This is a genomic window from Pseudomonas sp. GM78 (assembly GCF_000282475.1).
Lineage (GTDB): Bacteria > Pseudomonadota > Gammaproteobacteria > Pseudomonadales > Pseudomonadaceae > Aquipseudomonas.
Genome location: NZ_AKJF01000125.1, coordinates 52,146 through 75,508, shown reverse-complemented (window position 1 = coordinate 75,508; position 23,363 = coordinate 52,146). Strand labels below are relative to the sequence as shown.

Below are 23,363 nucleotides of genomic sequence, written 5' to 3'. Positions count from 1 at the left end.
TTTCGCGGGGAGCGTGGCATTGGACTGATCGACTGTAGGAGAGAACGGGTGGATGAGCAAAAAGCCTTGAGCGTCATGCGCGAGTTGGTCGACAGCGGGCAATTGACCGACCCGGACTGCGCCCGGGGCAAGTTGCTGCAAGTGGCGGCCCACCTGTTTCGCAACAAGGGTTATGAGCGTACTACCGTGCGCGACCTGGCCGGTGCCGTGGGCATCCAGTCGGGGAGTATTTTTCATCACTTCAAAAGCAAGGACGAGATCTTGCGGGCGGTGATGGAGGAGACCATTCTCTACAACACCGCGTTGATGCGTGCGGCCATCGCCGAGGCCGAAAACGTGCGCGAGCGGGTCCTGGCGCTGATTCGCTGTGAATTGCAGTCCATCATGGGCGGCAGTGGCGAGGCGATGGCGGTGCTGGTCTACGAATGGCGTTCACTGTCCGATGAGGGGCAGGCCAGGGTCCTGGCGTTGCGCGATATCTATGAAGACATCTGGCTGCAGGTGCTGGGTGAGGCCAAGAACGCCGGTTTTATCCGCGGCGATGTGTTTATCACCCGGCGCTTCCTGACCGGGGCGCTGTCCTGGACCACCACCTGGTTCCGTGCCGATGGCAGCATGAGCCTGGATCAACTGGCCGAGGAGGCCTTGATTCTGGTGCTGACGGGCAAATAAGACGTGTGTGCGGGTCGTAAGGAAACTGGCTAACTGGGCGAAACCGCCTGGCTTCAATGCATTGATGCAGTATTTCAGGGAGTGGGTTGTTTTGATGTCTTCGCCAATACGGACGGCTTCGCGATTTTTAATGGCAGTACTCGCGGCGTTATCAGTCATGCCGACCCAGGCCGCGCAACTGGTGCGCATCGGTGCCGCACACTTTCCGCCCTATACGGTACGCCCGGAGTCCGGTGCCGACACCGGCCTGTTGCCGCAATTGGTCGAGGCGCTCAACTCCCTGCAAAGCGACTACCGGTTCGTCTTGGTACCCACTTCCATTCCCCGCCGCTTTGGTGACTTCAAGCAAGGCCGGGTGGACATGGCGATTTTCGAGAATCCCGACTGGGGCTGGAGGGACATACCCCATACCAGCGTCGACATGGGCCTGGAAGATGCCGAGATCTTCGTCGCGCAACGCCTGCCCCAGCGCCAGCAAGGCTACTTCAGCGAGCTCTCCGGCAAGCGCCTGGCATTGTTCAGCGGGTACCACTACGAATTCGCCCACTTCAATGCCGATCCCAAGTACCTCGCCACTCACTACAACGCCACCTCGACCTATTCCCATGACAGCAACCTGCTGATGGTGCTGCGTGGCCGCGCCGATATCGCCCTGGTCACGCGGTCCTACTTGAGCGACTACTTCCTGCGCAACGCGAAAGTCGCCAATGAGTTGCTGGTGTCCGAGCGCGTTGACCAGATTTATCACCACTACGCCATTCTGCGCCCGACCGCACCGATCAGCGGCGAGGCCTTCAGCAAGTTGCTGCAAGGGTTGCGCGACAATGGCCAGATGCTGAAGATTTTCGACCCCTATAAAATCGCGGTATTGCCGGTGCCGGGTAACTGAGCGGACACCGCAGGTCGCGTATCGCTTAAATTTCCAGGCTCCACTCACGTCAACCGTTGACCTGTCGACGAATATCGTGAGCCCGACCCATGTCCAATCCGAATGTGCTGACTGCGCTGCCTTTACCCACCGGCAGCAATCTTGTAGCCGATGAAACCGCAACCGGGCTGAGCCTCAGTCTTGAAGGCCTGCCGCTGATCCAGTTGCAGCTGACGCGTGAGCCCGAGTTGTTGCTGCAGCTGCACGAGGGCGCAGCAATCCTCGACAATCGAGGCGTCTGGGCCGCTTGTTATTGGTTGTTCGCCCGTGACCCTGCTTGCCAGCGAGTGTTCTGGCAACTGGATGAAGTTCCGCCTGCCGCCTTGCTCAGCGCATTGCTGGTGCCTACCGAAACGGTTGGTCAATACCGTAGCGAACGCACCCTGTTCTGGCAGTTGCCACAGCCGTGGGTGGGCCACTCGCTGACGGGCTGTTACCCACAGCAGATGGTCATCAGCGGCGGCAAGCGCCACCCACTGCGTCCGCCGAAACCGCGTGGTGAGGTGTACAGGCGTTTCGATGCCCGGCTGGGGGCCTGGATTTCCTTGCGCACGGTGGATATCGACGAGGATCTTGCGCGCTTCAATCGCTGGCAGAACAGCCCTCGGGTGGCGAGTTTCTGGCAGGAGCAGGGCAGTCTCGAACAGCATCGGGATTACCTGGGCAAACTCCAGGACGATCCGCATACCCTGACGTTGATCGGTTGTTTCGACGATCAACCCTTTGCCTATTTCGAAGCCTACTGGGCCAAGGAAGATCGCATCGCACCCTTCTATGATGCGGATGATTACGACCGTGGCATCCATATGCTGGTGGGGGAAGAAAATCACCGGGGGCCGCACAAGGTGGCGAGCTGGCTGGCGGCGCTGGTGCACTACCTGTTTCTCGATGATTCACGGACCCGGCGGGTGGTCGCCGAACCTCGTGCCGACAACGCGAAGATGATCGGGCACATGCAGGGGCAGGGGTTTCACTGCGAGAAGGAATTCGACTTTCCACACAAGCGCGCAGCGTTGATGGCGCTGGGGCGCGAACGATTCTTTGATCGCTGTTCGTTGGCCTGACCCCAGAAGCGGCAGGAAAATCGTCCGATTGCCGTGCCAGGTTTCGGACGATTTTTCAGCTAGCGGTCCTTCGCTTCCTTGGCGTCCATTTCCGCATTGCGTTCGGCGACGCGTTTTCGCTGTTCATCGGTCAGCTCAACCTTGTGGGCGGTGTCGCGCAGCAACATCAGACCGCCAACGATAGAGCCAATGGCAATCACCAGAATCAACCAGGCATACCAGGGCATGGGACCTCCTTGAAAGCCGGTCGGCGGGCGAGGGTTTCGCCTGTCGAACGTGCATACCACTTTGAGCGATTGGGTTTCGCAGTGGTTCCATTCTATGCCTGTTCGGCGTCGTTCACCCTGCATTGTTGCCTGTCATGCCGCCTTCGCGAGCAGGCTCGCTCCCACAGTGGGAATGCGTTCGCCCAGACACTGCAAAAAACTGTGGGAGCGGGCTTGCCCGCGATGGGGCCAGTCCGAACACCGCTGTAACGCCGGTATAAATCCACTCTTTACGCTTTCTTTATGCCCCGCCACACCCCTCGGTCTCGTTCCTTTACAGCCTCCCTGCCGACAATACCTCCACACGCGGCAATACGCCGTAACACGGAGAACTTCCATGAGCGTTCTGGACGGAGTGTCACTGCTGTTGGCAGTGGGGCTGTTCATTTATCTGTTGGTTGCGCTGTTGCGCGCGGACCGGAACTAGGAGCGGCTATGCACAGTTATGACTATTGGCTGATCCTGGGGTTTTTCGCCCTGGTACTGGTGCCGGCGCCGTTTCTCGGGCGTTTCTACTACAAGGTCATGGAAGGCCAGCGCACCTGGCTGACCCCGATCCTGGGACCCGTCGAACGCGGTTGTTATCGCCTGGCCGGCGTCGATCCGCAGGCCGAACAGAGCTGGCAGAAGTACACCCTGGCCTTGCTCGCCTTCAACCTGGCGGGTTTTGTGTTGTTGTTCGCGATCCTGTTGTTCCAGGACCACTTGCCGCTGAACCCGCAAAACCTGCCGGGCCAGGAGTGGACGCAAGCGTTCAATACCGCCGTCAGCTTCATGACCAATACCAACTGGCAGTCCTATAGCGGCGAAGCGACCCTGAGCTACCTGAGCCAGATGGTCGGCCTCACCGTGCAGAATTTCGTCAGCGCTGCCACCGGTCTTGCCGTTCTGGTTGCGCTGTGTCGCGGCATCGGTCGCAAATCCACGGCATCGCTCGGCAACTTCTGGGTCGACATGACGCGCGCCACGCTCTACGGCTTGTTGCCGCTGTGCCTGTTGCTGGCGCTGTACCTGGTGTGGCAGGGCGTGCCGCAAACCTTCGCGCAATACGTAAATGCCGTGACTGTGCAGGGTGTCGATCAGGTGATCCCGCTGGGCCCGGCCGCCAGCCAGATTGCGATCAAGCAATTGGGCACCAACGGAGGTGGCTTCTTCGGCGTCAACTCGGCGCATCCGTTCGAGAACCCGACGGCCTGGAGCAACCTGTTCGAAGTCGTCTCGATCATCCTGATCCCGGTGGCGCTGGTGTTCACCTTCGGCCATTACGTGAAGGACCTGCGGCAGAGCCGCGCGATCATCGCCTGCATGCTGGCGCTATTCCTGATCGGCGGCGCGACGTCGTTGTGGGCTGAGTACCAACCCAATCCGACCCTGGCCAACGTCGCCGTCGAGCAGACTGCACCGCTGGAAGGCAAGGAGGCGCGTTTCGGTACCACCGCCACGGTGCTGTGGTCGGTGACCACCACGGCAGCGTCGAACGGTTCGGTCAATGGCATGCATGACAGTCTCAACCCGCTCAGCGGCATGGTCGCGCTGGTCAACATGATGGTCGGCGAAGTGATCTTCGGCGGCGTCGGCGCGGGGCTCTATGGCATGTTGCTCAACGTGCTGATCGCGGTGTTCCTCGCCGGCCTGATGATCGGCCGCACGCCGGAGTACCTGGGCAAGAAACTGCAGGCCCGGGAGGTGCAGCTGTTGGTGGTGACCTTGCTGGTCATGCCGATCGGCGTGCTGGTCCTCGGTGCGATCGCCGCCAGCCTGCCAGGGCCTGTGGCCTCGGTGAGCAACCCCGGCCCCCATGGTTTCAGCCAATTGCTCTACGCCTACACCTCGGCCAGTGCCAACAACGGTTCCGCGTTCGGTGGTTTCGGCGCCAACACTCCGTTCCACAACCTGATGCTGGGCCTGGGCATGTTGATCGGTCGCTTCGGCTACATCCTCCCGGTACTGGCCCTGGCCGGCAGCCTGGCGGCGAAGAAAACCGCGCCGATCGGGCAGAACAGCTTCCCGACCCATGGTCCGCTGTTCGTGACCCTGTTGACCGTGACCATTTTGCTTGTGGGCGGCCTGACCTTCCTGCCGACCCTGGCATTGGGCCCAATCGCTGAACACTTGAGTTTGGGCTTCTAAGGAGCTGATGATGAATATGCCCGCAATCAAACCGGTCGCTGCCAAGGCGCCGGAACAACTGAAAACCGCAATCTCGGCCCTGTGGCGCCCGGCGCTGGTACAAGCCTTCGTCAAGCTCGACCCGCGGCAATTGCAGCGCGCGCCGGTGATGCTGGTGGTCGAGCTGACCGCGATCCTCACCACCGTCCTCTGCTTCGTGCCGGACACCGCGGTACCGACCTTCGTCGCCGCGCAAATTGCCCTGTGGCTGTGGTTCACCGTGCTGTTCGCCAACTTCGCCGAAGCCCTGGCCGAAGGTCGCGGCAAGGCCCGCGCCGACAGTCTCAAGGCCGGCAGCGAAGGCTTGAGCGCCCGGCGCCAAACCAGCAGCGGCAGGTTTCAAGTGGTGCCGGCCGCCAGCTTGCGCAAAGGCGATGTGGTGCGCGTCGAAGCGGGGGAGATGATCCCCGGGGACGGCGAAGTGATCGAAGGCATCGCGGCGGTCAACGAAGCGGCGATCACCGGTGAATCGGCACCGGTGATCCGTGAATCCGGCGGCGACCGCTCGGCGGTCACCGGCAACACCCGGCTGGTGTCGGACTGGCTGTTGGTGAAGATCACCGCCAACCCTGGCGAGTCGACCCTGGACCGCATGATCGCCCTGGTCGAAGGCGCCAAACGCCAGAAAACCCCGAACGAAGTGGCGCTCGACATCCTGTTGATCGGCCTGACCCTGATCTTCCTGCTGGTGGTGGTCACGCTGCAGCCGTTCGCCCACTTCGCCAATGGCAGCCTGCCGCTGGTGTTCCTGGTGGCGTTATTGGTCACGCTGATCCCGACCACCATTGGCGGCTTGCTGTCGGCCATCGGTATCGCCGGCATGGACCGCCTGGTGCGCCTGAACGTGATCGCCAAGTCCGGTCGCGCGGTGGAAGCGGCGGGGGACGTGCACGTCCTGCTGCTGGACAAGACCGGCACCATCACCTTCGGCAATCGTCGTTGCTCGGCGGTGCATGCGGCGCCCGGCGTCACCGCCAGGGAACTGGCTGAAGGCGCCTTGCTGGCTTCGCTGGCCGACGACACCGCCGAAGGCAAGTCGATCGTCGAATACCTGCGCGGCACTCACCCGCAACCGGAGCCGGCTGCCGAGGCGCTGACAGCGGTGCCATTCAGTGCCGAAACCCGCTTGTCCGGTGTTGACTGTCAGGGGCGCGTGTACCGCAAGGGCGCCGTGGATTCGTTGCTGGCGTTCGTTGGCAAACAGCGTGCTGACCTGCCTGCGGCCCTGTCCCGGGAAATCGACAAGATTGCCCAGAGTGGCGGCACACCATTGCTGGTCTGCGTCGACGGCAAACTGCTGGGCGCGATCCACCTCAAGGACGTGGTCAAGCCCGGCATCCGCGAGCGTTTCGCCGAGCTGCGCAAGCTCGGGATCCGCACCGTCATGGTGACCGGCGACAACCCGCTGACCGCTGCGGCGATTGCGGCTGAAGCGGGCGTGGACGACGTGCTGGCCGAGGCCACGCCGGAGAAAAAACTGGCGCGCATCCGCCACGAGCAAAACGACGGTCGCCTGGTGGCCATGTGCGGCGACGGCGCCAACGACGCCCCGGCCCTGGCCCAGGCGGACGTGGGCATGGCGATGAACGACGGCACCCAGGCGGCGCGCGAGGCGGCGAACATGGTCGACCTCGACAGCGACCCGACCAAGCTGCTGGACGTGGTGCAGATCGGCAAGGAACTGTTGGTGACCCGTGGCGCGCTGACGACCTTTTCCATCGCCAACGACGTGGCCAAGTATTTCGCCATCCTGCCGGCCCTGTTTGCCGCCATCTACCCGCAACTGGGCGTGTTGAACGTCATGCAGCTGCACAGCCCGCAGAGTGCGATTCTCTCGGCGATCGTGTTCAACGCCCTGATCATCGTGGTGCTGATTCCCCTGGCGTTGCGCGGTGTGCGCGTGCAGGCGGCGAGTGCGGCAGCGTTGTTGCGGCGCAACTTGCTGATCTATGGCCTGGGCGGGATTGCGGTGCCGTTCGTGGGCATCAAGGCCATCGACATGCTGTTGACGGCGTTGCATCTGGTTTGACCCTGGGGCGGTGTGCCAGGCACACCGCTTTACCGAATTCGAGGATTTTGAAATGTCCACAATGATACGCCCGGCCCTGAGCCTGCTGGTCCTGATGACCCTGATCACCGGCGTCGCCTATCCCCTGGTGGTCACCGGCGTGGCCCAGGTCGCCTTCCCGGATCAAGCCAATGGCAGCCTGGTGCACGATGCCGACGGCAAGGTTCGCGGCTCATCGCTGATTGCCCAGGAATTCGTCGGCGACGCCTGGTTCCACCCGCGACCATCGGCCGGTGCCTTCGCCACCGTTTCGAGCAGCGCCAGCAACCTGTCGCCGAGCAACCCGGCCCTGGCCACTCGGGTGATCGACGACGCCAATAAGCTGCTGGTGCCAGGACAGGGAGCGGTACCGCTGGCAATGGTCACCACCTCCGGCAGCGGCCTTGATCCGCACTTGCCACCGGCGGCGATTGCCTATCAACTGGCGCGTGTTGCGGCGGCGCGCAACGTGCCGGTTGCGACCCTGCAGCAACTGCTGGACGCCCACATCGAGCAGCCATTATTAGGTCCGCCGGTTGTGAATGTGCTTGAGTTGAATCTGGCGCTGGAAAAGCTGTAGATCAAAAGATCGCAGCCTGCGGCAGCTCCTACAGAGATCTGGGCGACACCACGATCAATGTAAGGAGCTGGCGAAGCCTGCGATCTTTTGAGGCGCCACCCATTTATAGTCGAACAAGGCAAAGACAAATGAGCGACTCCGGCCGCGCCGACGCGCTGTTAGCAGACCTGCCCCGCAATGGCCGTGGCCGGCTCAAGGTCTTCCTCGGTGCCGCGCCCGGCGTCGGCAAGACCTACGCCATGCTGCAGGCAGCCCACACCCAGCTGCGCCAAGGCGTGAAAGTCATCGCCGGCGTGGTCGAGACCCATGGTCGCTTCGAGACCGAAGCGTTGCTCGGCGGCTTGCCGCAACTGCCCTTGGTGCGCTCGTTGTACCGTGGCGTGGAGCTCGAGGAAATGGACCTCGATGGTCTGCTCGCAGCCAAACCCAGGCTGGTGCTGGTGGACGAACTGGCCCACACCAACGCCCCCGGCAGCCGTCACGAAAAACGCTGGCAGGACATTCAGGAACTGCTCGCTGCGGGCATTGACGTGTACACCACGGTCAACGTCCAGCACCTGGAAAGCCTGAATGACCAGGTGCGCGGCATCACGGGCGTACAGGTGCGCGAAACTCTCCCGGACTGGGTGTTGCAGGAAGCGTACGAACTGCTGCTGATCGACTTGCCGCCACGGGAGTTGCTCGAGCGTCTGCGCGACGGCAAGGTCTACGTGCCGGAGCAGGCACGGGCGGCGATCGATGCGTTTTTCTCCCAGACCAACCTGACCGCCCTGCGCGAACTGGCGATGCAAACGGCCGCCGCCCAGGTCGATAACGACCTGACCCAGGGTTACCGGCAGATGGGGCAAGCGGCGCCCACGGTGCGCGGTCGCTTGTTGGTCGGCGTCGATGGCGATACCCAGGCCGAACGCCTGGTGCGTCATGCCAGCCGCGTCGCCCAACGTCGGCATCTGCCGTGGAGCCTGGTGCATGTGGATAACGGCAGCGTGCGTGACGAGCAGTCGCGGCTGCGCCTGCAGAGTGCCCAGCAACTGGCCGAACGCCTCGGCGGTGAAGTGGTGCTGCTGCGGGCCGGCGAGGTGGCCAAAACCCTGATCCAGCACGCCGCCGAACGCCGCGCCAGCCTGGTGCTGGTCGGCCAGTCGCGGCCGCGCCTGCGTCGTCGATTGTTCGGTGGCGGTCTGGCGGCGCGCCTGCTGCGCAATGCCCGCGGGCTGGAAATCAACGTGCTCGACACCGAGCATGAACAGCATCAGCCACGCCAGCGTTCGATGCAGTCGCAGGTAGGGTTCGACTACGCCCTGGCCGTGGTGGCGACGTTGTTGGCCAGCGCCCTGGCCTGGGCGGTGGCGAGTGTGTTGCCGTTGCCGAACATCTCACTGGTGTTCCTCGCCGCCGTGTTGCTGGTGGCGGTGCGCAGCAGTCTTGGCCCGGCACTGGCCTGTGCGGCGCTGTCGTTCCTGACCTACGATTTTCTGTTCATCCCGCCGAATTTTTCCTTCAGCATCCAGCGCGAAGAAGACGTGCTGACCTTGCTGTTCTTCCTGCTGATGGCGGCCCTCACCGGCAACCTCGCGGCACGCCAGCGCCGGCAATTGCAGGCTCTTCGTGATACCCAGGAAGAGACCAGCGAACTGCTCGACCTGTCGCGCAAACTCACCGCCGCCACCGATCGTCAGGCGGTGGTCAGCGCGGCGGCCCAGCACCTCAACGGCTGGAGCGATGTGCAACTGTGCCTGCTCGACCGCGACGGCCAGAGCGGCTGGAAAGTCGAAACCGGTGGCCCGCTGGAATTCACCGAAGCCGAACGCGCCGCGGCGGATTGGGCCTGGCAGCACGATCAACCGGCGGGCGCGGGCACCGGGACCTTGCCGTTCGGTCGTTGGTGGTGGTGGCCATTGTCGGTGGAGGAGGGGCCGCTGGCGCTGCTCGGTGTGTGTGCGAAAGAAGGCCAGACCTTGAGCGGCCAGCGTCGGCGTTTGTTGACCGCGTTGAGCCAGCCGCTGGCCCAGGCGCTGGCCCGTGCACAGCTGGCCGATGACCTGGAAGCCGCGCGGTTGCACGGCGAAACCGAACAACTGCGCAGTGCCTTGCTGGCGTCGGTGTCCCATGATTTGCGCACGCCACTGACCTCCATGCGCGGCAGTATCGACAGCCTGCTGGCCCTCGGCGAAGCCATTCCCCTGGAGGATCGCCGCGAGTTGCTCGAAGGCACCCGCGATGAGGCCGAACGCCTCGACCGCTACATTCAAAACCTGCTGGACATGACCCGCCTCGGTCACGGCGCGTTGAAGCTGGCGCGGGACTGGGTATCGCCGGCGGACATCGTCGGCAGTGCGCTCAATCGCCTGCGCGCGGTATTGGCGCCGTTGCAGGTCACTACCGAAGTGCCGGCGCAACTGCCGCTGCTGTTCGTCCACGCCGCGCTGATCGAGCAGGCCTTGGTCAACGTGATGGAAAACGCTGCGCGCTTCTCGCCGTCCCACGGGCGCCTGCAAGTGCGCGCGGGGGCTGATGACACGGAGCTGTTTTTCTCGGTCAGCGACGAAGGGCCGGGGATTCCGGAAGCGGAGCGGGCGAAGATTTTCGACATGTTCTACACCGCCGCCCGCGGCGACCGTGGCGGACAGGGTACCGGGTTGGGATTGGCGATCTGTCAGGGCATGGTCGGTGCCCATGGCGGGCGGATCAGCGTTGCCGAGGGTATCGAGGGACGCGGCACCTGCATCACCTTGCACCTGCCGTTGCAGGCTCAGCCAGGCTATGAAAGTGAAGCCTGATCGTGCTTGCGTTACTCTCTTGCCACTTCTTTGTGTTGATGTGAATCCATGAGCCAGACCGCGACCATCCTGGTCATCGACGACGAACCTCAAATCCGCAAATTCCTGCGCATCAGCCTCGCTTCCCAGGGCTATAAAGTGCTGGAAGCCGGTACCGGCACCGAAGGCCTGGCGCAAGCGGCATTGAACAAACCGGACTTGCTGGTGCTCGACCTCGGCCTGCCGGACATGGACGGCCAACAGGTGCTGCGCGAGTTTCGCGAATGGTCGACGGTGCCGGTGCTGGTGCTCTCGGTGCGTGCCGCAGAAGGGCAGAAAGTCGAGGCGCTGGACGGTGGCGCCAATGACTACGTGACCAAGCCCTTTGGTATCCAGGAATTCCTCGCGCGGATTCGCGCGCTATTGCGTCAGGCGCCGGTGGGCGAGGCCCAGCAAGCGGCGCTGACTTTCGGCCCGCTGACGGTGGACCTGGCCTATCGCCGGGTATTGCTCGATGGCAGCGAAGTCGCGCTGACCCGCAAGGAGTACGCGGTGCTGGCGCAATTGGCACGGCACCCCGGACGGGTCATCACCCAGCAGCAACTGCTCAAGGACATCTGGGGGCCGACCCATACCGAAGACACGCATTACTTGCGGATCGTGGTTGGGCACCTGCGCCAAAAACTGGCGGATGACCCGACGCAGCCGCGGTTCATCGTGACCGAGGCGGGGGTGGGGTATCGGTTGTTGAGTGAGGGTGGCCTCTAGTTTTGTGTTGCCCGATCCGGCCCCATCGCGAGCAGGCTCGCTCCCACAGGGATCTCGGCGCTCACACAAGACCCTTGTGGGAGCGAGCCTGCTCGCGATGGGGCCCTCACATTCACTCGAGAACCTCAGGAATCCCGCTCATTCTCATAGCGATCCAGCGTATCGCGCGCAATCTCGCGTCCCAGCGCGATCAACTCCGGCGCCTTGTAGAACTCGAAAAACCGGCATACCCGCTTCGGCACGTTGATCAGGATGTCCGGCGGATACCCGGCGATCTTGTATTGCGCCAATGAGGTCTGCATCACCTCGAAACTCTGGTTGATCAAATCCAGCAGGGACGCCGGCCCCACGTTGTCGATGATGAACGACCCGGTCGCGGACTTCGGCGCACCGTCGCGTTCAGGTGCGGCCGCCGGTTGTTGGGCTTCCGGCTTGGCAGACTCGACCCAGGGGTTGATCTCCGCCGCCTCGGCCATCAACGCTTCCTTCTCCAGTAGCAGCAATTGTTCGGCCTGCTTGCGCCGGAACGGCATCTTCGAGCCCAGGGAACTGATCAGGCTGTCGAAGCGGGTCTTGAACGCGGCCGGGCGCTGGATCACTGGCAACTGGTAGTGACGCTGGTTGGTGGAGTTGAGGTTTACGGCGATGATCAGGTCGCAATGGCTGGACACCACCGGCACGATCGGCAAGGGGTTGAGGATGCCGCCATCGACCAGCATGCGATTGCCCTGCATCACCGGCGTAAACAGGCTGGGAATCGCCGCCGAGGCACGCATGGCCTGGTGCAGGCAGCCTTCCTGGAACCAGATTTCCTGCTGGTTGGTCAGGTCGGTGGCCACCGCCGTATAGGGGATGCGCAGGTCTTCGATGTTGATTTCGCCAACGATCTTGCGGATCTGCCCGAAAACCTTTTCCCCGCGGATGGCCCCCAGGCGAAAACTGACGTCCACCAGGCGCAACACATCGAGGTAATCCAGGCTTTCGATCCAGTCGCGATAATCATCGAGTTTGCCGGCGGCGTAGATCCCGCCGACCACCGCCCCCATGGAACAACCGGCGATACAGGCGATATCGTAGCCACGCCGCTCGATTTCCTGGATGACGCCGATATGGGCATAACCCCGGGCTCCACCCGAGCCCAACACCAGTGCGACACGCTTTTTCATTGATCGCCCTCGTCTGAATGGTTCAACAATGCACCCAACGAGGGGCGCGCTTCAATCGTCAGGTCGTTCGGCCGCGCGAATGGGTCGTTTTTTCGACACTCCCTGGCGGCAGATGGGTATTCTCGCCTCGCGGGATTTGCGTTGGCGATGAACGGCACTTTTTGCCCGCCAGACCGTCCTACCTGCATGACTGTTTACCTATCTTGAGGTGTAAGAAATGAAAGCCTGGATCTGCGTGCCACTGATTGCCCTGGCACTGGCCGGTTGTGCCGGCAAAACCGCTTACCGCGACAGCTGCGGCAGCCAGCTCGATGCCGCATGGCGTGAGCTGGACCTGGCCAAGGCCGAAGGTTTCGCCGGGACCGTCAGCTACTCCAAGGCGTTGTCGCTGCTGACCGCGGCCAAGACCCAGCAGCAATTCGAAGGCTTCGAGGGCTGCTCGAAGAAGGCCGAGAAGGCGCGTTTCTACATTCGTGAATCGCGCGCAGGGCGATAGAAGAGAAGCAGCTATAAGTTATAAGCTGCAAGCTACAAGTCAGTTCGCTTGAAGCTTGAAGCTTGCCGCTATTTACGGAGTAAATTCCATGATCGACAGGTTGGTGGCCCGGGTCCTGGGCCTGGAAGTTCGTCTGCTGGCCTGTCAGGCACGCTTGAGTGCCCACACCGACCCTGAGGCCCTGCACGACTTGCGCACCACGGTGCGCCGGTTGCGCAGCCTGTTGCGGCCGTTGCGGGGCTTGCCCGGGGTCGAGCAGCTGGAAGTGGCGGCATCCGGGGTGGGCGACCTGACCACGCCATTGCGCGATCGCGAGGTGTTGGCGGCTTACTTGCTCGAGCACGATCAAGCACCAGCCGCGCAGCGGCGCATGGTGCAAATGGCCAAGGCGTATCCCGCGGTGGCGACCAGTAGCGAGCTTGCGCAGCTGCTGATGATCCTCGATGCCTTCCCGCGATTCCTGCGCGCTGCCCAGCGCCAGGGGTTGCTCAAGGGGATCGGCAAGCGCATCGAAAAGCGCCTGGGCAAACAGTGGAAGAAACTCGACACCGCCCTGCACGATCCGGCCCATGACCGTCATCGTTTGCGCCTGCTGATCAAGCGCGTGCGGTATGGTATCGATGCCTACCCCGAACTGGATCGCCTGCCCAAGGCCGCCATGCCCAGGTTGAAAGCGGCCCAGGGCGCCCTGGGGGACTGGCACGACTGTGTGCAGTGGCTGGCCATGGCCGAACAGGAAGCCGATTTGCAGCCTTGTGTCGCCGCTTGGCAAGCCACCATGGCCGAGGCCGAACAACGCGCCGACCGGGTGCTGGACAAGCTCAGCAAGGCCTGTTTCAAATCCTGACACCACCACGGCCCCCGTAGGAGCTGCCGCAGGCTGCGATCTTATGATCTTTGTTTTTAAAATCAAAAGATCGCAGCCTGCGGCAGCTCCTACACAGGCGCAGGCGGCTCATCTGTCAGTCAATTTGACCGGAATAGGCACTGTACAGCCCCGGTGAGCTGGTTAAGATTCCTTCATCCTTTTCCTGCCTTGAGGTCTTCATGCGCTTTTGCGATCTGCTCGACGCTGTCCGCCGTCAGCCACTGGAACTGTCGATCCCGGCTGGATGGGCGCAAGGCCGCGCCAGTTTCGGCGGCCTGGTGGTTGCCCTGCAATACGAAGCCATGCGCGCCAAGGTGCCGGCGGACCGGCCGGCGCGCTCGCTGGCGATCACCTTCGTCGGCCCGGTCGAACCCGACGTGCCGGTCAGTTTTGAGGTCGAGGTGTTGCGCGAGGGCAAGGCTGTAAGCCAGGTGCTGGGCCGGGCGATGCAAGGCGGCCAGGTGGTCACTCTGGTCCAGGGCAGCTTTGGCGCCTCGCGTCCATCGGAAGTAGCGGTGCAAGCTGTGCCGGCGCCAGCGATGAAGCATTGGGACGACTGCCAGGAGCTGCCCTACATCGAGGGCGTGCTCCCGCAATTCATGCAGCACCTGGCGATGCGCTGGAGTGTTGGCGGGTTGCCGTTCACCGGCAATACCTCCCGTCAAATGGGCGGCTGGGTGCGCTTGCGCGGTGATGTGAAGGAGGAGCCAGTGACCGAGGCGCACATCCTGGCGCTGGTGGATGCCTGGCCGCCGGCCCTGATGCCGTTCCTGAAGAAGCCGGCGATGGGCAGCACGTTGACCTGGACCATCGAATTCGTCCAGCCGTTGCTGGAGCTGAGCACCCTGGACTGGTGCAAATACCTGGTCGAAACCGAGCATGCTGCCGACGGCTACGGCCATGCCGCCGCGAAGCTGTGGGACGTGGAAGGGCGGTTGATCGCCATGAGCCGGCAGACGGTGACGGTGTTCGGCTGATCAATGACGACGGTGGCGCTCCTTCCAGGCGCGCCACCAGCCGCCACTGAGGAAATATCGCGGGAAGGTCAAAAATTGCTCGACCAGCAAGCGTGACACCGCATCCTTGCGATCGCTGAACGGCTCTGAAGCTTGCGCCTCCAGAGTATGGCCATGGCGTTGCAAGCCCAGGGCGGCAATCACACCGATGACGCCGATGGCGAAATTGGCCAGGTTCAGGCTGAACACCCCGCAGGCGATCAGCAGGAAGGCGACGATGAACAACGGCACGGCAATCAGGTGCAACACCAGATTGGCCGGGTGCTGGTGATTGTTCGGGTACGCACGCCATTGCCAGGCGGGAAGGTTGTGGTGACGTTTACCCATGATGCCGATCCTCGATCCATGTTGAACTCATGAATCAAGGATAGGCCCGGTAAGTGCAGGCGGCGAATCAAGCCTGGCTATCGAAGCGATAGCGGTCATGTTCAATATCGATGTTACAGCTTGAGCTGCCCGATCGCCGTGCTCAACTCCCCGGCCAACACCGCCAGCTCATCACTGGTGGTTGCCGAACTGACGGTCTGGCGCACCGTGTTCTCGGTCACGTCGCGGATGCTCACCACCGCCCGGTTCATCTCTTCGGCCACCTGGCTTTGTTGCTCGGCCGCCACGGCGATCTGGGTGTTGCTTTCGCGCATCTGCGCCACGGCCCCGGTGATCTGCGCCAAGGCGGCTCCAGCTTCCTGGGCCTGCTGTACGCATTCGTCGGCCTTGAATGAACTCTCCTGCATGAAGTCCACCGCGTCGCGAGTACCTGATTGCAAGGCGGACACCATCACGGTGATTTCATCGGTGGAGGTTTGTACACGCTTGGCCAGGTTACGCACTTCATCGGCGACCACCGCAAAACCACGGCCCATTTCACCGGCCCGGGCCGCTTCGATCGCGGCGTTCAGCGCCAGCAGATTGGTCTGCTCGGCAATGCTGTGGATCACATTGACCACGCCGTTGATCTTCTGGCTGTCCTCGGCCAGGCGCTGGATCATCTCGGCGGTCTGTTGTACCCCGGTAGACAGCCCGGCAATCGATCGCTGCACCCGCATGACCACTTCCTGTCCGCTGCCGGCCAGGGTGTCGGCAGATTGCGACAGGTCGCGGGTGGCACCGGCGTGCTGGGCGATGTGATAGACGGTGGCGGTCATTTCATTGATCGCCGTTGCCGCCTGATCGGTTTCGCTCTGCTGGCCGAGCATGCCGTGACGCACCTCATTCATGCTCGAGGCCAGGCGTGCGGCGCCTTCGTCCAGTTGTCGGACCGTGCTGGCAACGGTGTTGACCACGCCCTGGTAACCGGCCTGCATGGCGTTGAACGCATTGGCCATCTGCCCGACTTCGTCGCTGCAGGTCAGCGGGACGCGGGCCGACAGGTCGCCGGTTTTTTCAACATGGAGCATCACGTCTTTGAGGGTATTGAGCTGACTGAGCAAAAAGCGGATCAACAACTGTGAGGCACCGAGCATCGCCAGCATCAGGATGAACACCGCCAGGGCATAGTTGGCAGCACGCTCGCCGAGCACCTGGCCCAGGCTTGGGCCATGGGCAACCAGCGCAACCCGCTGGCCATCCGCGCGGGTGAAGACTTCGGCGCCGATCGGCAGCTTGTCGCCGAAATACGGCAGCGCGTCGATCTCGACCCAGCCGTTGGCGTCGGCCAGCGCCTGCAATGGCTGTCCGTTCAGCTGTGGTACCTGGCCGCGATCGAACGTCAGCAGGTTCTCGACCCTGGGCAGCGGCTGCCCGGCCGGCCAGGCCGCAAGCAATCGTGCCTGGGCCTCGGCCGATGCACGGGCGGCATGGCTACGGGCCTGTTGTTCGAGTTGCACGGCATAAAACACCAGCAGCAGCGTGGTGACGAAGGCGACGGCATTCACCGCCCAGAATTTGTACTTCAGCGAGATGTTGCTAAGCCAGGCACCCATGGAGGTCTTCTCTGATAGCGGAAACAGTTTTGGCAAGGTGCCATTATTGTGCCGCTATTGTTGGGCAGAACGCTTGATGCAGGTCAAGATTGCGAGCCCTGCTTGCAAGCCGCCATCGCCGGGCGTAATGCGTTATCCTGCGCGCCCTGAAAATTTACCTGCTACAGGATCCGCCCCCATGAAAGCCGCCCTCATCGAACTCATCAGCAACATCAGCTCCGGGTGCATGGCCGATGACGAAATCGAGAAAGTCGCTGACGAAGCGGCCCAGGCTTACGCAGATCCTGCGGCTTTCCTCGGCGCCAACCCGGACATCAACTACGACGACAGCTTCCCGATCCCGCTGGGTGAGTGGGTAGTGGTTGGCAGCCTGCCCGAGACCGTGCTGTTCCAGGCCGACACCTATGTGGACCTGTTCGCCCAGATCGTCGCCTCGTTCGGCCCGGGAGTGGAGTTCAATCTCAAACCCAAGCAGCTGGCCAAGACCGAAGCCCTGACCGCGCTGAATCGCATCCAGGTGCAGATGAGCAGCCTGAACAAGGAAAACGGCGGTTACACGCTGATGAACTTCAGCCAGTTGCTGGACGATGAACTGCAAGTGGTACTGGTCTACGGCAATGCCGTGCCACGGGTACTCGAGCTGTGCGCCGAAGTCGGCATCGCCGCCGCGCCCTCGCTGGAAGCCTTGAAAGTGGCGATCCACGTCTGAACCGGTAAAGCTGTCAAAAAAACGGAACCCTGGTCAGGGCCGGCTATCCTAAGAGGGCATATCACTCTTCGGGAGCGTCATCATGGGTTCCACGTTCAACAGCCTGGTTGGCTTGATCATTCTTGCCTTGGACATCTGGGCAATCATCAACGTGTTGAAAAGCGGTGCCGAAACCGGGATGAAAATCTTCTGGGTGCTGTTGATCCTGTTGCTGCCGGTTCTGGGCCTGATCATCTGGGCGATTGCCGGTCCCCGGGGGAACGTGCGCGTCTGACCGGGAACACCGTCTGTACCGGGCGTCAGGCAGCCTTTGCTGACGCCTGCTATTGTTGATTCGCCGGAACATTTACCCCGCGTCCAGGGTCGAGATAGGTGTAAGCCCATCCATGGGTTTTATCGAGGAGGCACCGATGCAAAAGTGGAAAGTCACTTTCGTGGATGATCATGGTGAATTGATCGACGAAGTCTTCGAGTGCGAGGAGTGCCCGAGTCACGAAAAGGCCGCCAAACTCATCAAGGAACGGTTCCTTCCCGTGGCCGCCGAACTGGATCTGAACGATCTGGAGGGGCGCACTTCCGATGCAGGCGTCAAAAGCCTGAAAGCCCAGAACAGTATTGAAATTCGCAGCATCACCCCCGTCTGAACCTCTTCTCGTTATCGACTACAACAGAACCAGGCCTTGGCAGCGGCTCTATCTTGGGGCTACTCTGCAATCGAGATCAGCGAATGGATCGCTAAGGTCTGGTCTTGTCAGCTCCATGCTTGTTTCCCGTCGACATCGGGTTGTCGATTGGTGCGCACCCTTGGGTTCGCACACTGGGAGTACGGAAAGTCTATCCATCAGTTTGAGGAGGACGTTTCATGAGCACAGCCTATCAAGAAGACATCAGCAGCAGTGTGCTGCGCCGCATGAAAGAAGGCGGTTTCGACTTTTCCCGGTTCCATCCCATCGAGTTCTACGCCATTTTTCCGGACGAGGAGCGGGCACGCAGAGCGGCAGGTCATTTCCACCGTGGTGAATCCCTGGATGCGCAAGTCAGTGTGCGCGACGATGGCGCCTGGGCGCTGGAGTTGTGCAAGGTCATGTATGCCACTTACGACGACATTGGCGATTTCGAACAGGGTTTCGAGGCCGTGGTCGAGCCACTGGGCGGCATCATTGAAGGCTGGGGTGTGAAACAGGAGGTACGAGGGCGACTCGCATAAACCTATGAACAGTGACAACCAGCAATGACGGCTGACCTTCGGGTTGGCCGTTTTCGTTTTTGCCGATGGCAATCGAACACGGGCGCCCCTTCACCGGCAAGCCGGCGCCCAGCGTCTATGCTGGTGATGGGCGACAACAACGCCTTGCAATGAAGCGGGGGCAGTCAGGTTGGGGCATTTGCCGCACAGGATTGGTGCGGTGCTCGCGTGGTGATTATCCAACCGATTGAAAAATAAGCGTTTCTGCCGATGGCACGGGCCTTGCGAAGGCCTGGATGTCCGGGTGACAAGGAGTACGGCATGATCCGCACCTATTTTGATGAGATGTACGATGCCGGCGGCCAGGTCCGCCCGCATTATCGGGAGTTTGCCCGTTGGCTGGCCGAGACGCCTGACGAGCTTCTGGCACAACGGCGACGCGAGGCCGATCTGTTATTTCATCGCGCCGGGATTACCTTCACGCTCTACGGTGATGAGCAGGGGACAGAGCGCCTGATTCCCTTCGACACCATCCCGCGCAGCATCCCCGCCAGTGAATGGCGCGTGGTCGAGCGCGGCTGTATCCAGCGGGTCAAGGCGTTGAACATGTTCCTCGCCGACCTGTACCACGAGCAGCGCATCATCAAGGCCGGAATCATTCCGGCCGAGCAGGTGCTGGCCAATGAGCAATACCAGTTGGCAATGCAGGGGCTGGACCTGCACCGCGATATCTATTCGCACATTTCCGGTGTCGACCTGGTGCGCGACGGCGACGGCACCTACTACGTGCTCGAGGACAACCTTCGAACACCGAGCGGCGTCAGCTACATGCTCGAAGACCGCAAGATGATGATGCGCCTGTTCCCCGAACTGTTTGCGGCCCAGCGCATTGCCCCGATCGACCACTACCCGAACCTGTTGCTCGACACCCTGAAAAGCTCAAGCCCCATCGATAACCCGAGTGTCGTGGTGCTGACGCCGGGGCGCTTCAACAGCGCGTTCTTCGAGCATGCGTTCCTCGCGCGGGAAATGGGCGTGGAGCTGGTGGAGGGTGCGGATCTGTTCGTGCGGGACGACAAGGTATTCATGCGCACGACCGACGGGCCGAAAGCCGTCGACGTGATCTACCGCCGTCTCGACGATGCCTACCTCGACCCGCTGGCGTTCAATCCCGACTCGATGCTTGGGGTTCCGGGGCTGCTGTCGTCCTATCGTTCCGGCAATGTCGTGTTGGCCAACGCCATCGGTACCGGGGTGGCGGACGACAAGTCGGTGTATCCGTTCGTCACCGACATGATCCGTTTCTATCTGGACGAAGAACCGATCCTGAAAAACGTACCCACGTGGCAGTGTCGCAACCCTTCTGAACTGTCCCACGTGCTGGCCAATCTTCCAGAGCTGGTGGTCAAGGAAACCCAGGGCTCCGGCGGTTACGGAATGCTGGTGGGGCCAGCAGCGACCGCGGCGGAAATCGAAGCCTTCCGCGCGCGCATCATCGCCAAGCCCCATGCCTACATCGCACAGCCGACGCTGTCGCTGTCGACCTGTCCGACCTTTGTCGAAAGCGGCATCGCGCCACGCCACATCGACCTGCGTCCGTTTGTATTGTCTGGTCGTGAAACCCGGGTCGTGCCCGGCGGTTTGACCCGTGTCGCCCTGCGCGAAGGCTCCCTGGTGGTGAACTCCTCCCAGGGTGGCGGAACCAAGGACACCTGGGTGGTCGAGGATTGAAGGAAGCCTGACATGTTAAGTAGAACTGCCTCGGATCTGTATTGGATGTCACGTTACCTGGAGCGGGCGGAAAACCTCGCACGGATGCTCGACATCAGTTATTCGCTGTCGCTGATGCCCCAGGATGGCCGTGGTAACGGCCTGCACGAATTGGCCATGCCGTTATTGATTACCGGCACCCTGGACGATTACCTCGAACGCCACGGCGAGCTGCATGCCGAACGGCTGTTGCATTTCTTCGCCCTGGACGCGGCCAACCCGGCCAGCATCTACAGCTGCCTCGGTGCCGCACGGGCCAGTGCTCATGCAGTGCGTGGCCGCATCACCGCCGACATGTGGGAAAACATCAACGCCACCTGGCTTGAGATTCGCGGCATCGCCGAACAGGGCCTGAGCCGCTATGGCATGAGCCGTTTCTGCGAATGGATCAAGGAGCGTTCCCACCTGTTCCGTGGCGCGTCCTACGGCACCATCATGCGCAATGACGCGTTCCGCTTCATACGCCTGGGGACGTTCATCGAAAGGGCCGACAACACGTTGCGTCTGCTCGATGCCCGCTACGAAATGGCCGGCGATCAGGCCGAAGCGGTCAGCGACGGCACGGCCCACGCCTACTACCAGTGGAGTGCATTGCTGCGCGCCTTGTCGTCGTTCGAGGCGTACACCGAGATCTACCGTGACGCCCCCGGTGCCCGGCATGTGGCCGAGTTGCTGTTGCTGCGGGCCGATGTACCGCGCTCCTTGCGGGCCTGCACCGAAGAAATCGACCAGATCCTCGCGCAACTGCCGGGGGCCAATGGCCGCCCCGCACAGCGCCTGGCGGCAGAGATGGACGCGCGCTTGCGCTACACCGGCATCTCCGAAATCCTCGACGAAGGCCTGCATGCCTGGTTGACCGAGTTCATCCCGCTGGTGCGCCAGTTGGGTAACGCCATTCACAGTTCCTATCTGGAGGCTGCATGAGACTTTCCATAAGCCACGAGACCACCTATCACTACGAGGATCAGGTGCGGGCGAGCATCCAGTACCTGCGGCTGACCCCCCACGACAGCGAGCGCCAGCACGTGCTCAGCTGGCAGCTTGATCTGCCGCGGCCGGTGCGCGCGCAACTGGATCCGTTCGGCAACATCCTGCATGTGCTGACCCTGGACGAACCCCACGAGGCGATCATCATCGGGGCCCGCGGCCAGGTCGACATCGACAAGTTGCGCGAAGCCGAGCACGAGAGCCAGTCGGCATTGCCGTTCCTGCGCTTCACCCGGCTGACCGAAGCCGACCCGGCGCTGCGCGCGTTCGCCGACAAGGCCTGCAAGCAGCGCCGCGACCGTACGGCGCTGATCGACTTGATGCATGGCCTGAACCAGCACATGACCTACACGCCGGGCGCCACCGAAGTGGACACCAGCGCCGCCCAGGCTTTCGCCGGGCGTTCGGGCGTGTGCCAGGACCACACCCACGCGTTCCTCGCCTGTGCCCGCAGCCTGGGCGTGCCGGCGCGTTATGTGTCGGGATATTTGTACAGTGAAAACAGCGAGCATCTGGCCAGCCATGCCTGGGCCGAAGCCTGGCTCGATGACGCCTGGTACAGCTTCGATGTGACCAATGAACTGGCGCGTCCCGAGCGCCATCTGAAACTGGCGGTGGGCCTGGATTACCTGGACGCCTGCCCGGTGCGCGGCATGCGTCGCGGGGGTGGGTGTGAGCAGATGCATGCGAAGGTGTTCGTATCGCCAACGCCTGTGCCGGTGATCTCGGTGCAACAACAGTAAGGCGCTAATCCCTGTAGGAGCAAAGCTTGCTCGCGATGGCGGTTTGTCAGTCAATATTTTTGTAACTGACCCACCGTCATCGCGAGCAAGCTTTGCTCCTACAGAACTGGGTACCTTTAGGGCTTAATCTTGCGCCCGACCATATGCTGCAAATACCCCACCAACATCCGCAGATCCCCATCCGGCAGCACCTCGGCCGAGAACCCCGGCATTTTCGCCTGCGGCCACTGGCGCAAACTCTGCGGATCGCGGATATAACGCTGGAGGAAATCCGCGCCAAAGTACTCGGTCGGGTTGTACGGAATATTCAGATCCGGGCCGAACTGCGAATCCCCGGCGCCGTTGAGTCGATGGCACGCCAGGCAGTTCTTCTGAAACAACGCAAAGCCCTGGTTCACCGGGTCGTCTGCCTTCAACGCAGGATCTGGCAGCAGGGCAGGGAAGCGCGCCGCCACCGGGGCCATGCGCTTGATGCTGGCAACCTCGAACGGCCATTGTTCAGGGCTGATGTTGCCTGCACGCGGATCGGTCCAGACCAGGTAGAACGGCCCGGCGCTATGTTTGCCTTCAGCCAGCGGCGGCCACGGTTGGGCCGGATCTTCGATCGCCAGCCAGGCACGCGCACCCTGGGTGTTGAGCAGCGGCGCCGCCGACAACTCGGCGGCAAAGCCGTCCAGCGCCACGGCTTGCAGGTGGTCGTCGGGCTTGATGTCGGTCAATAGCGCGGCGAGCGGCACCGCGCGGTAGGTCATGTCGCGCTTGTAGGACACGTCATTGCTGATGTTGATGGTCTGGACCTGAGGGTGCTTGAGCAGCTCCTCGGTTTGCCACGTGCGACTGTTCGCGCCCAGCTCCAGGTTCAGCTGTGCGGCATGAAGAGGCGTGCTGAGCAGCAGGGCCCCAAACACAATGAGCGTTTTCAAATGATCGCCATCCATGTCGTGCAAGTGCCGCAAAGGTTGGCACAGCCACGCTGGCCCGGGAAGCGAGCCAGCCAGATTTTTACATGGCGATGAAAATCTGCCGTCGTCTTTTTAAGGATCGACTAACCGATCACCTTGGTCAGGTTCGGCAAAATCAACAACAGGGTGGTGGCGAAAAGAATGAGCCCGGCTTGACGAACTTTCGATTGTTTGAACATGGCTGACCGCCTTTTTTTTGTTATTTCCTGATGCCTGCCTGGACATCTCCGTGACGGCAAACGTTGCACTTCCTGTAGGATGAGCGCCTCGGCAAAACCCGACGAC

Annotated in this window: 23 protein-coding genes and 1 pseudogene; 19 read left to right on the top strand and 5 right to left on the bottom strand. The window is 62.1% G+C overall.

Features of this window, described 5'->3' with window-relative positions; genetic code table 11:
- The first annotated feature begins 48 nt into the window (after positions 1-48).
- From PMI35_RS11455 to PMI35_RS11465, 3 genes are all read left to right on the top strand, one after another.
- Positions 49-672, top strand: coding sequence for a TetR/AcrR family transcriptional regulator (locus PMI35_RS11455; protein WP_008061842.1), 624 nt, complete (start codon positions 49-51; stop codon positions 670-672).
- A 94-nt stretch (positions 673-766) separates the two neighbouring features.
- Complete coding sequence (locus tag PMI35_RS11460; RefSeq protein WP_177325081.1) at positions 767-1,561, top strand: substrate-binding periplasmic protein; 795 nt, start codon at positions 767-769, stop codon at positions 1,559-1,561.
- 89 nt (positions 1,562-1,650) lie between these two features.
- Complete coding sequence (locus PMI35_RS11465; RefSeq protein ID WP_008061837.1) at positions 1,651-2,664, top strand: GNAT family N-acetyltransferase; 1,014 nt, start codon at positions 1,651-1,653, stop codon at positions 2,662-2,664.
- A 59-nt stretch (positions 2,665-2,723) separates the two neighbouring features.
- Here the strand turns inward: PMI35_RS11465 and PMI35_RS34100 are convergent, their stop codons facing one another.
- On the bottom strand, positions 2,724-2,891 hold the full coding sequence (locus PMI35_RS34100; protein ID WP_008061836.1) for a DUF2897 family protein: 168 nt from the start codon (positions 2,889-2,891) through the stop codon (positions 2,724-2,726).
- A gap of 376 nt (positions 2,892-3,267) precedes the next feature.
- Here PMI35_RS34100 and kdpF point away from each other — a divergent pair, with 376 nt between their 5' ends.
- From kdpF to PMI35_RS11490, 6 genes and pseudogenes are all read left to right on the top strand, one after another.
- The gene (gene kdpF / locus PMI35_RS33450; protein ID WP_007899818.1) at positions 3,268-3,357 is read left to right on the top strand and encodes a K(+)-transporting ATPase subunit F; all 90 of its coding nucleotides are present in this window, start codon (positions 3,268-3,270) and stop codon (positions 3,355-3,357) included.
- Between the two features lie 8 nt (positions 3,358-3,365).
- Complete coding sequence (kdpA, locus tag PMI35_RS11470) at positions 3,366-5,060, top strand: potassium-transporting ATPase subunit KdpA (protein ID WP_008061834.1); 1,695 nt, start codon at positions 3,366-3,368, stop codon at positions 5,058-5,060.
- 14 nt (positions 5,061-5,074) lie between these two features.
- Positions 5,075-7,128: pseudogene (gene kdpB / locus PMI35_RS11475) on the top strand (potassium-transporting ATPase subunit KdpB).
- Between the two features lie 52 nt (positions 7,129-7,180).
- Entirely contained in the window at positions 7,181-7,726 is a 546-nt protein-coding gene (gene kdpC, locus PMI35_RS11480; RefSeq protein ID WP_008061825.1) for a potassium-transporting ATPase subunit KdpC, read from the top strand.
- A gap of 128 nt (positions 7,727-7,854) precedes the next feature.
- Positions 7,855-10,506 carry a sensor histidine kinase gene (locus PMI35_RS11485; protein ID WP_008061824.1) on the top strand — a complete coding sequence of 884 codons (2,652 nt, stop codon included), beginning with the start codon at positions 7,855-7,857 and terminating at the stop codon, positions 10,504-10,506.
- Positions 10,507-10,554: 48 nt separating this feature from the next.
- Positions 10,555-11,253: a response regulator gene (locus PMI35_RS11490; RefSeq protein ID WP_008061823.1), complete on the top strand. Its 699-nt coding sequence runs from the start codon at positions 10,555-10,557 to the stop codon at positions 11,251-11,253.
- A gap of 125 nt (positions 11,254-11,378) precedes the next feature.
- Here PMI35_RS11490 and PMI35_RS11495 read toward each other — a convergent pair whose 3' ends face one another.
- Positions 11,379-12,419, bottom strand: coding sequence for a patatin-like phospholipase family protein (locus tag PMI35_RS11495; RefSeq protein WP_008061822.1), 1,041 nt, complete (start codon positions 12,417-12,419; stop codon positions 11,379-11,381).
- Positions 12,420-12,636: 217 nt separating this feature from the next.
- Here PMI35_RS11495 and PMI35_RS11500 point away from each other — a divergent pair, with 217 nt between their 5' ends.
- The 3 genes from PMI35_RS11500 to PMI35_RS11510 all read left to right on the top strand — a co-directional run bounded on the left by PMI35_RS11500 (position 12,637) and on the right by PMI35_RS11510 (position 14,760).
- On the top strand, positions 12,637-12,915 hold the full coding sequence (locus PMI35_RS11500) for a hypothetical protein (protein WP_008061821.1): 279 nt from the start codon (positions 12,637-12,639) through the stop codon (positions 12,913-12,915).
- 88 nt (positions 12,916-13,003) lie between these two features.
- Entirely contained in the window at positions 13,004-13,762 is a 759-nt protein-coding gene (locus PMI35_RS11505; RefSeq protein ID WP_008061820.1) for a CHAD domain-containing protein, read from the top strand.
- Positions 13,763-13,962: 200 nt separating this feature from the next.
- The gene (locus tag PMI35_RS11510; protein ID WP_008061818.1) at positions 13,963-14,760 is read left to right on the top strand and encodes an acyl-CoA thioesterase; all 798 of its coding nucleotides are present in this window, start codon (positions 13,963-13,965) and stop codon (positions 14,758-14,760) included.
- Here PMI35_RS11510 and PMI35_RS11515 read toward each other — a convergent pair whose 3' ends face one another.
- A complete protein-coding gene (locus PMI35_RS11515; RefSeq protein WP_008061816.1) occupies positions 14,761-15,126 on the bottom strand; it encodes an Mpo1-like protein in 366 nt (121 codons plus the stop codon).
- A 113-nt stretch (positions 15,127-15,239) separates the two neighbouring features.
- Positions 15,240-16,721 carry a methyl-accepting chemotaxis protein gene (locus PMI35_RS11520; RefSeq protein ID WP_008061814.1) on the bottom strand — a complete coding sequence of 494 codons (1,482 nt, stop codon included), beginning with the start codon at positions 16,719-16,721 and terminating at the stop codon, positions 15,240-15,242.
- 178 nt (positions 16,722-16,899) lie between these two features.
- Between PMI35_RS11520 and PMI35_RS11525 the strand changes: the two genes are divergently transcribed.
- From PMI35_RS11525 to PMI35_RS11555, 7 genes are all read left to right on the top strand, one after another.
- The gene (locus tag PMI35_RS11525) at positions 16,900-17,430 is read left to right on the top strand and encodes a hypothetical protein (RefSeq protein WP_008061812.1); all 531 of its coding nucleotides are present in this window, start codon (positions 16,900-16,902) and stop codon (positions 17,428-17,430) included.
- 82 nt (positions 17,431-17,512) lie between these two features.
- On the top strand, positions 17,513-17,704 hold the full coding sequence (locus tag PMI35_RS11530; RefSeq protein ID WP_008061810.1) for a PLDc N-terminal domain-containing protein: 192 nt from the start codon (positions 17,513-17,515) through the stop codon (positions 17,702-17,704).
- Positions 17,705-17,840: 136 nt separating this feature from the next.
- On the top strand, positions 17,841-18,074 hold the full coding sequence (locus PMI35_RS11535) for a hypothetical protein (protein WP_008061809.1): 234 nt from the start codon (positions 17,841-17,843) through the stop codon (positions 18,072-18,074).
- A 218-nt stretch (positions 18,075-18,292) separates the two neighbouring features.
- Entirely contained in the window at positions 18,293-18,637 is a 345-nt protein-coding gene (locus tag PMI35_RS11540) for a ribonuclease E inhibitor RraB (protein WP_007971898.1), read from the top strand.
- Between the two features lie 300 nt (positions 18,638-18,937).
- Positions 18,938-20,347, top strand: coding sequence for a circularly permuted type 2 ATP-grasp protein (locus PMI35_RS11545; RefSeq protein ID WP_008061806.1), 1,410 nt, complete (start codon positions 18,938-18,940; stop codon positions 20,345-20,347).
- Positions 20,348-20,359: 12 nt separating this feature from the next.
- Positions 20,360-21,310, top strand: a complete 951-nt coding sequence (locus tag PMI35_RS11550; RefSeq protein WP_008061804.1) for an alpha-E domain-containing protein — start codon at positions 20,360-20,362, stop codon at positions 21,308-21,310.
- Entirely contained in the window at positions 21,307-22,116 is an 810-nt protein-coding gene (locus PMI35_RS11555) for a transglutaminase family protein (RefSeq protein WP_008061802.1), read from the top strand. Before PMI35_RS11550 ends, PMI35_RS11555 begins: the two co-directional genes overlap by 4 nt.
- Positions 22,117-22,232: 116 nt before the next feature.
- On the opposite strand, the gene PMI35_RS11560 is transcribed toward PMI35_RS11555, so the two are convergent.
- Positions 22,233-23,054, bottom strand: a complete 822-nt coding sequence (locus PMI35_RS11560; RefSeq protein WP_008061800.1) for a c-type cytochrome — start codon at positions 23,052-23,054, stop codon at positions 22,233-22,235.
- Positions 23,055-23,363 lie beyond the last annotated feature (309 nt).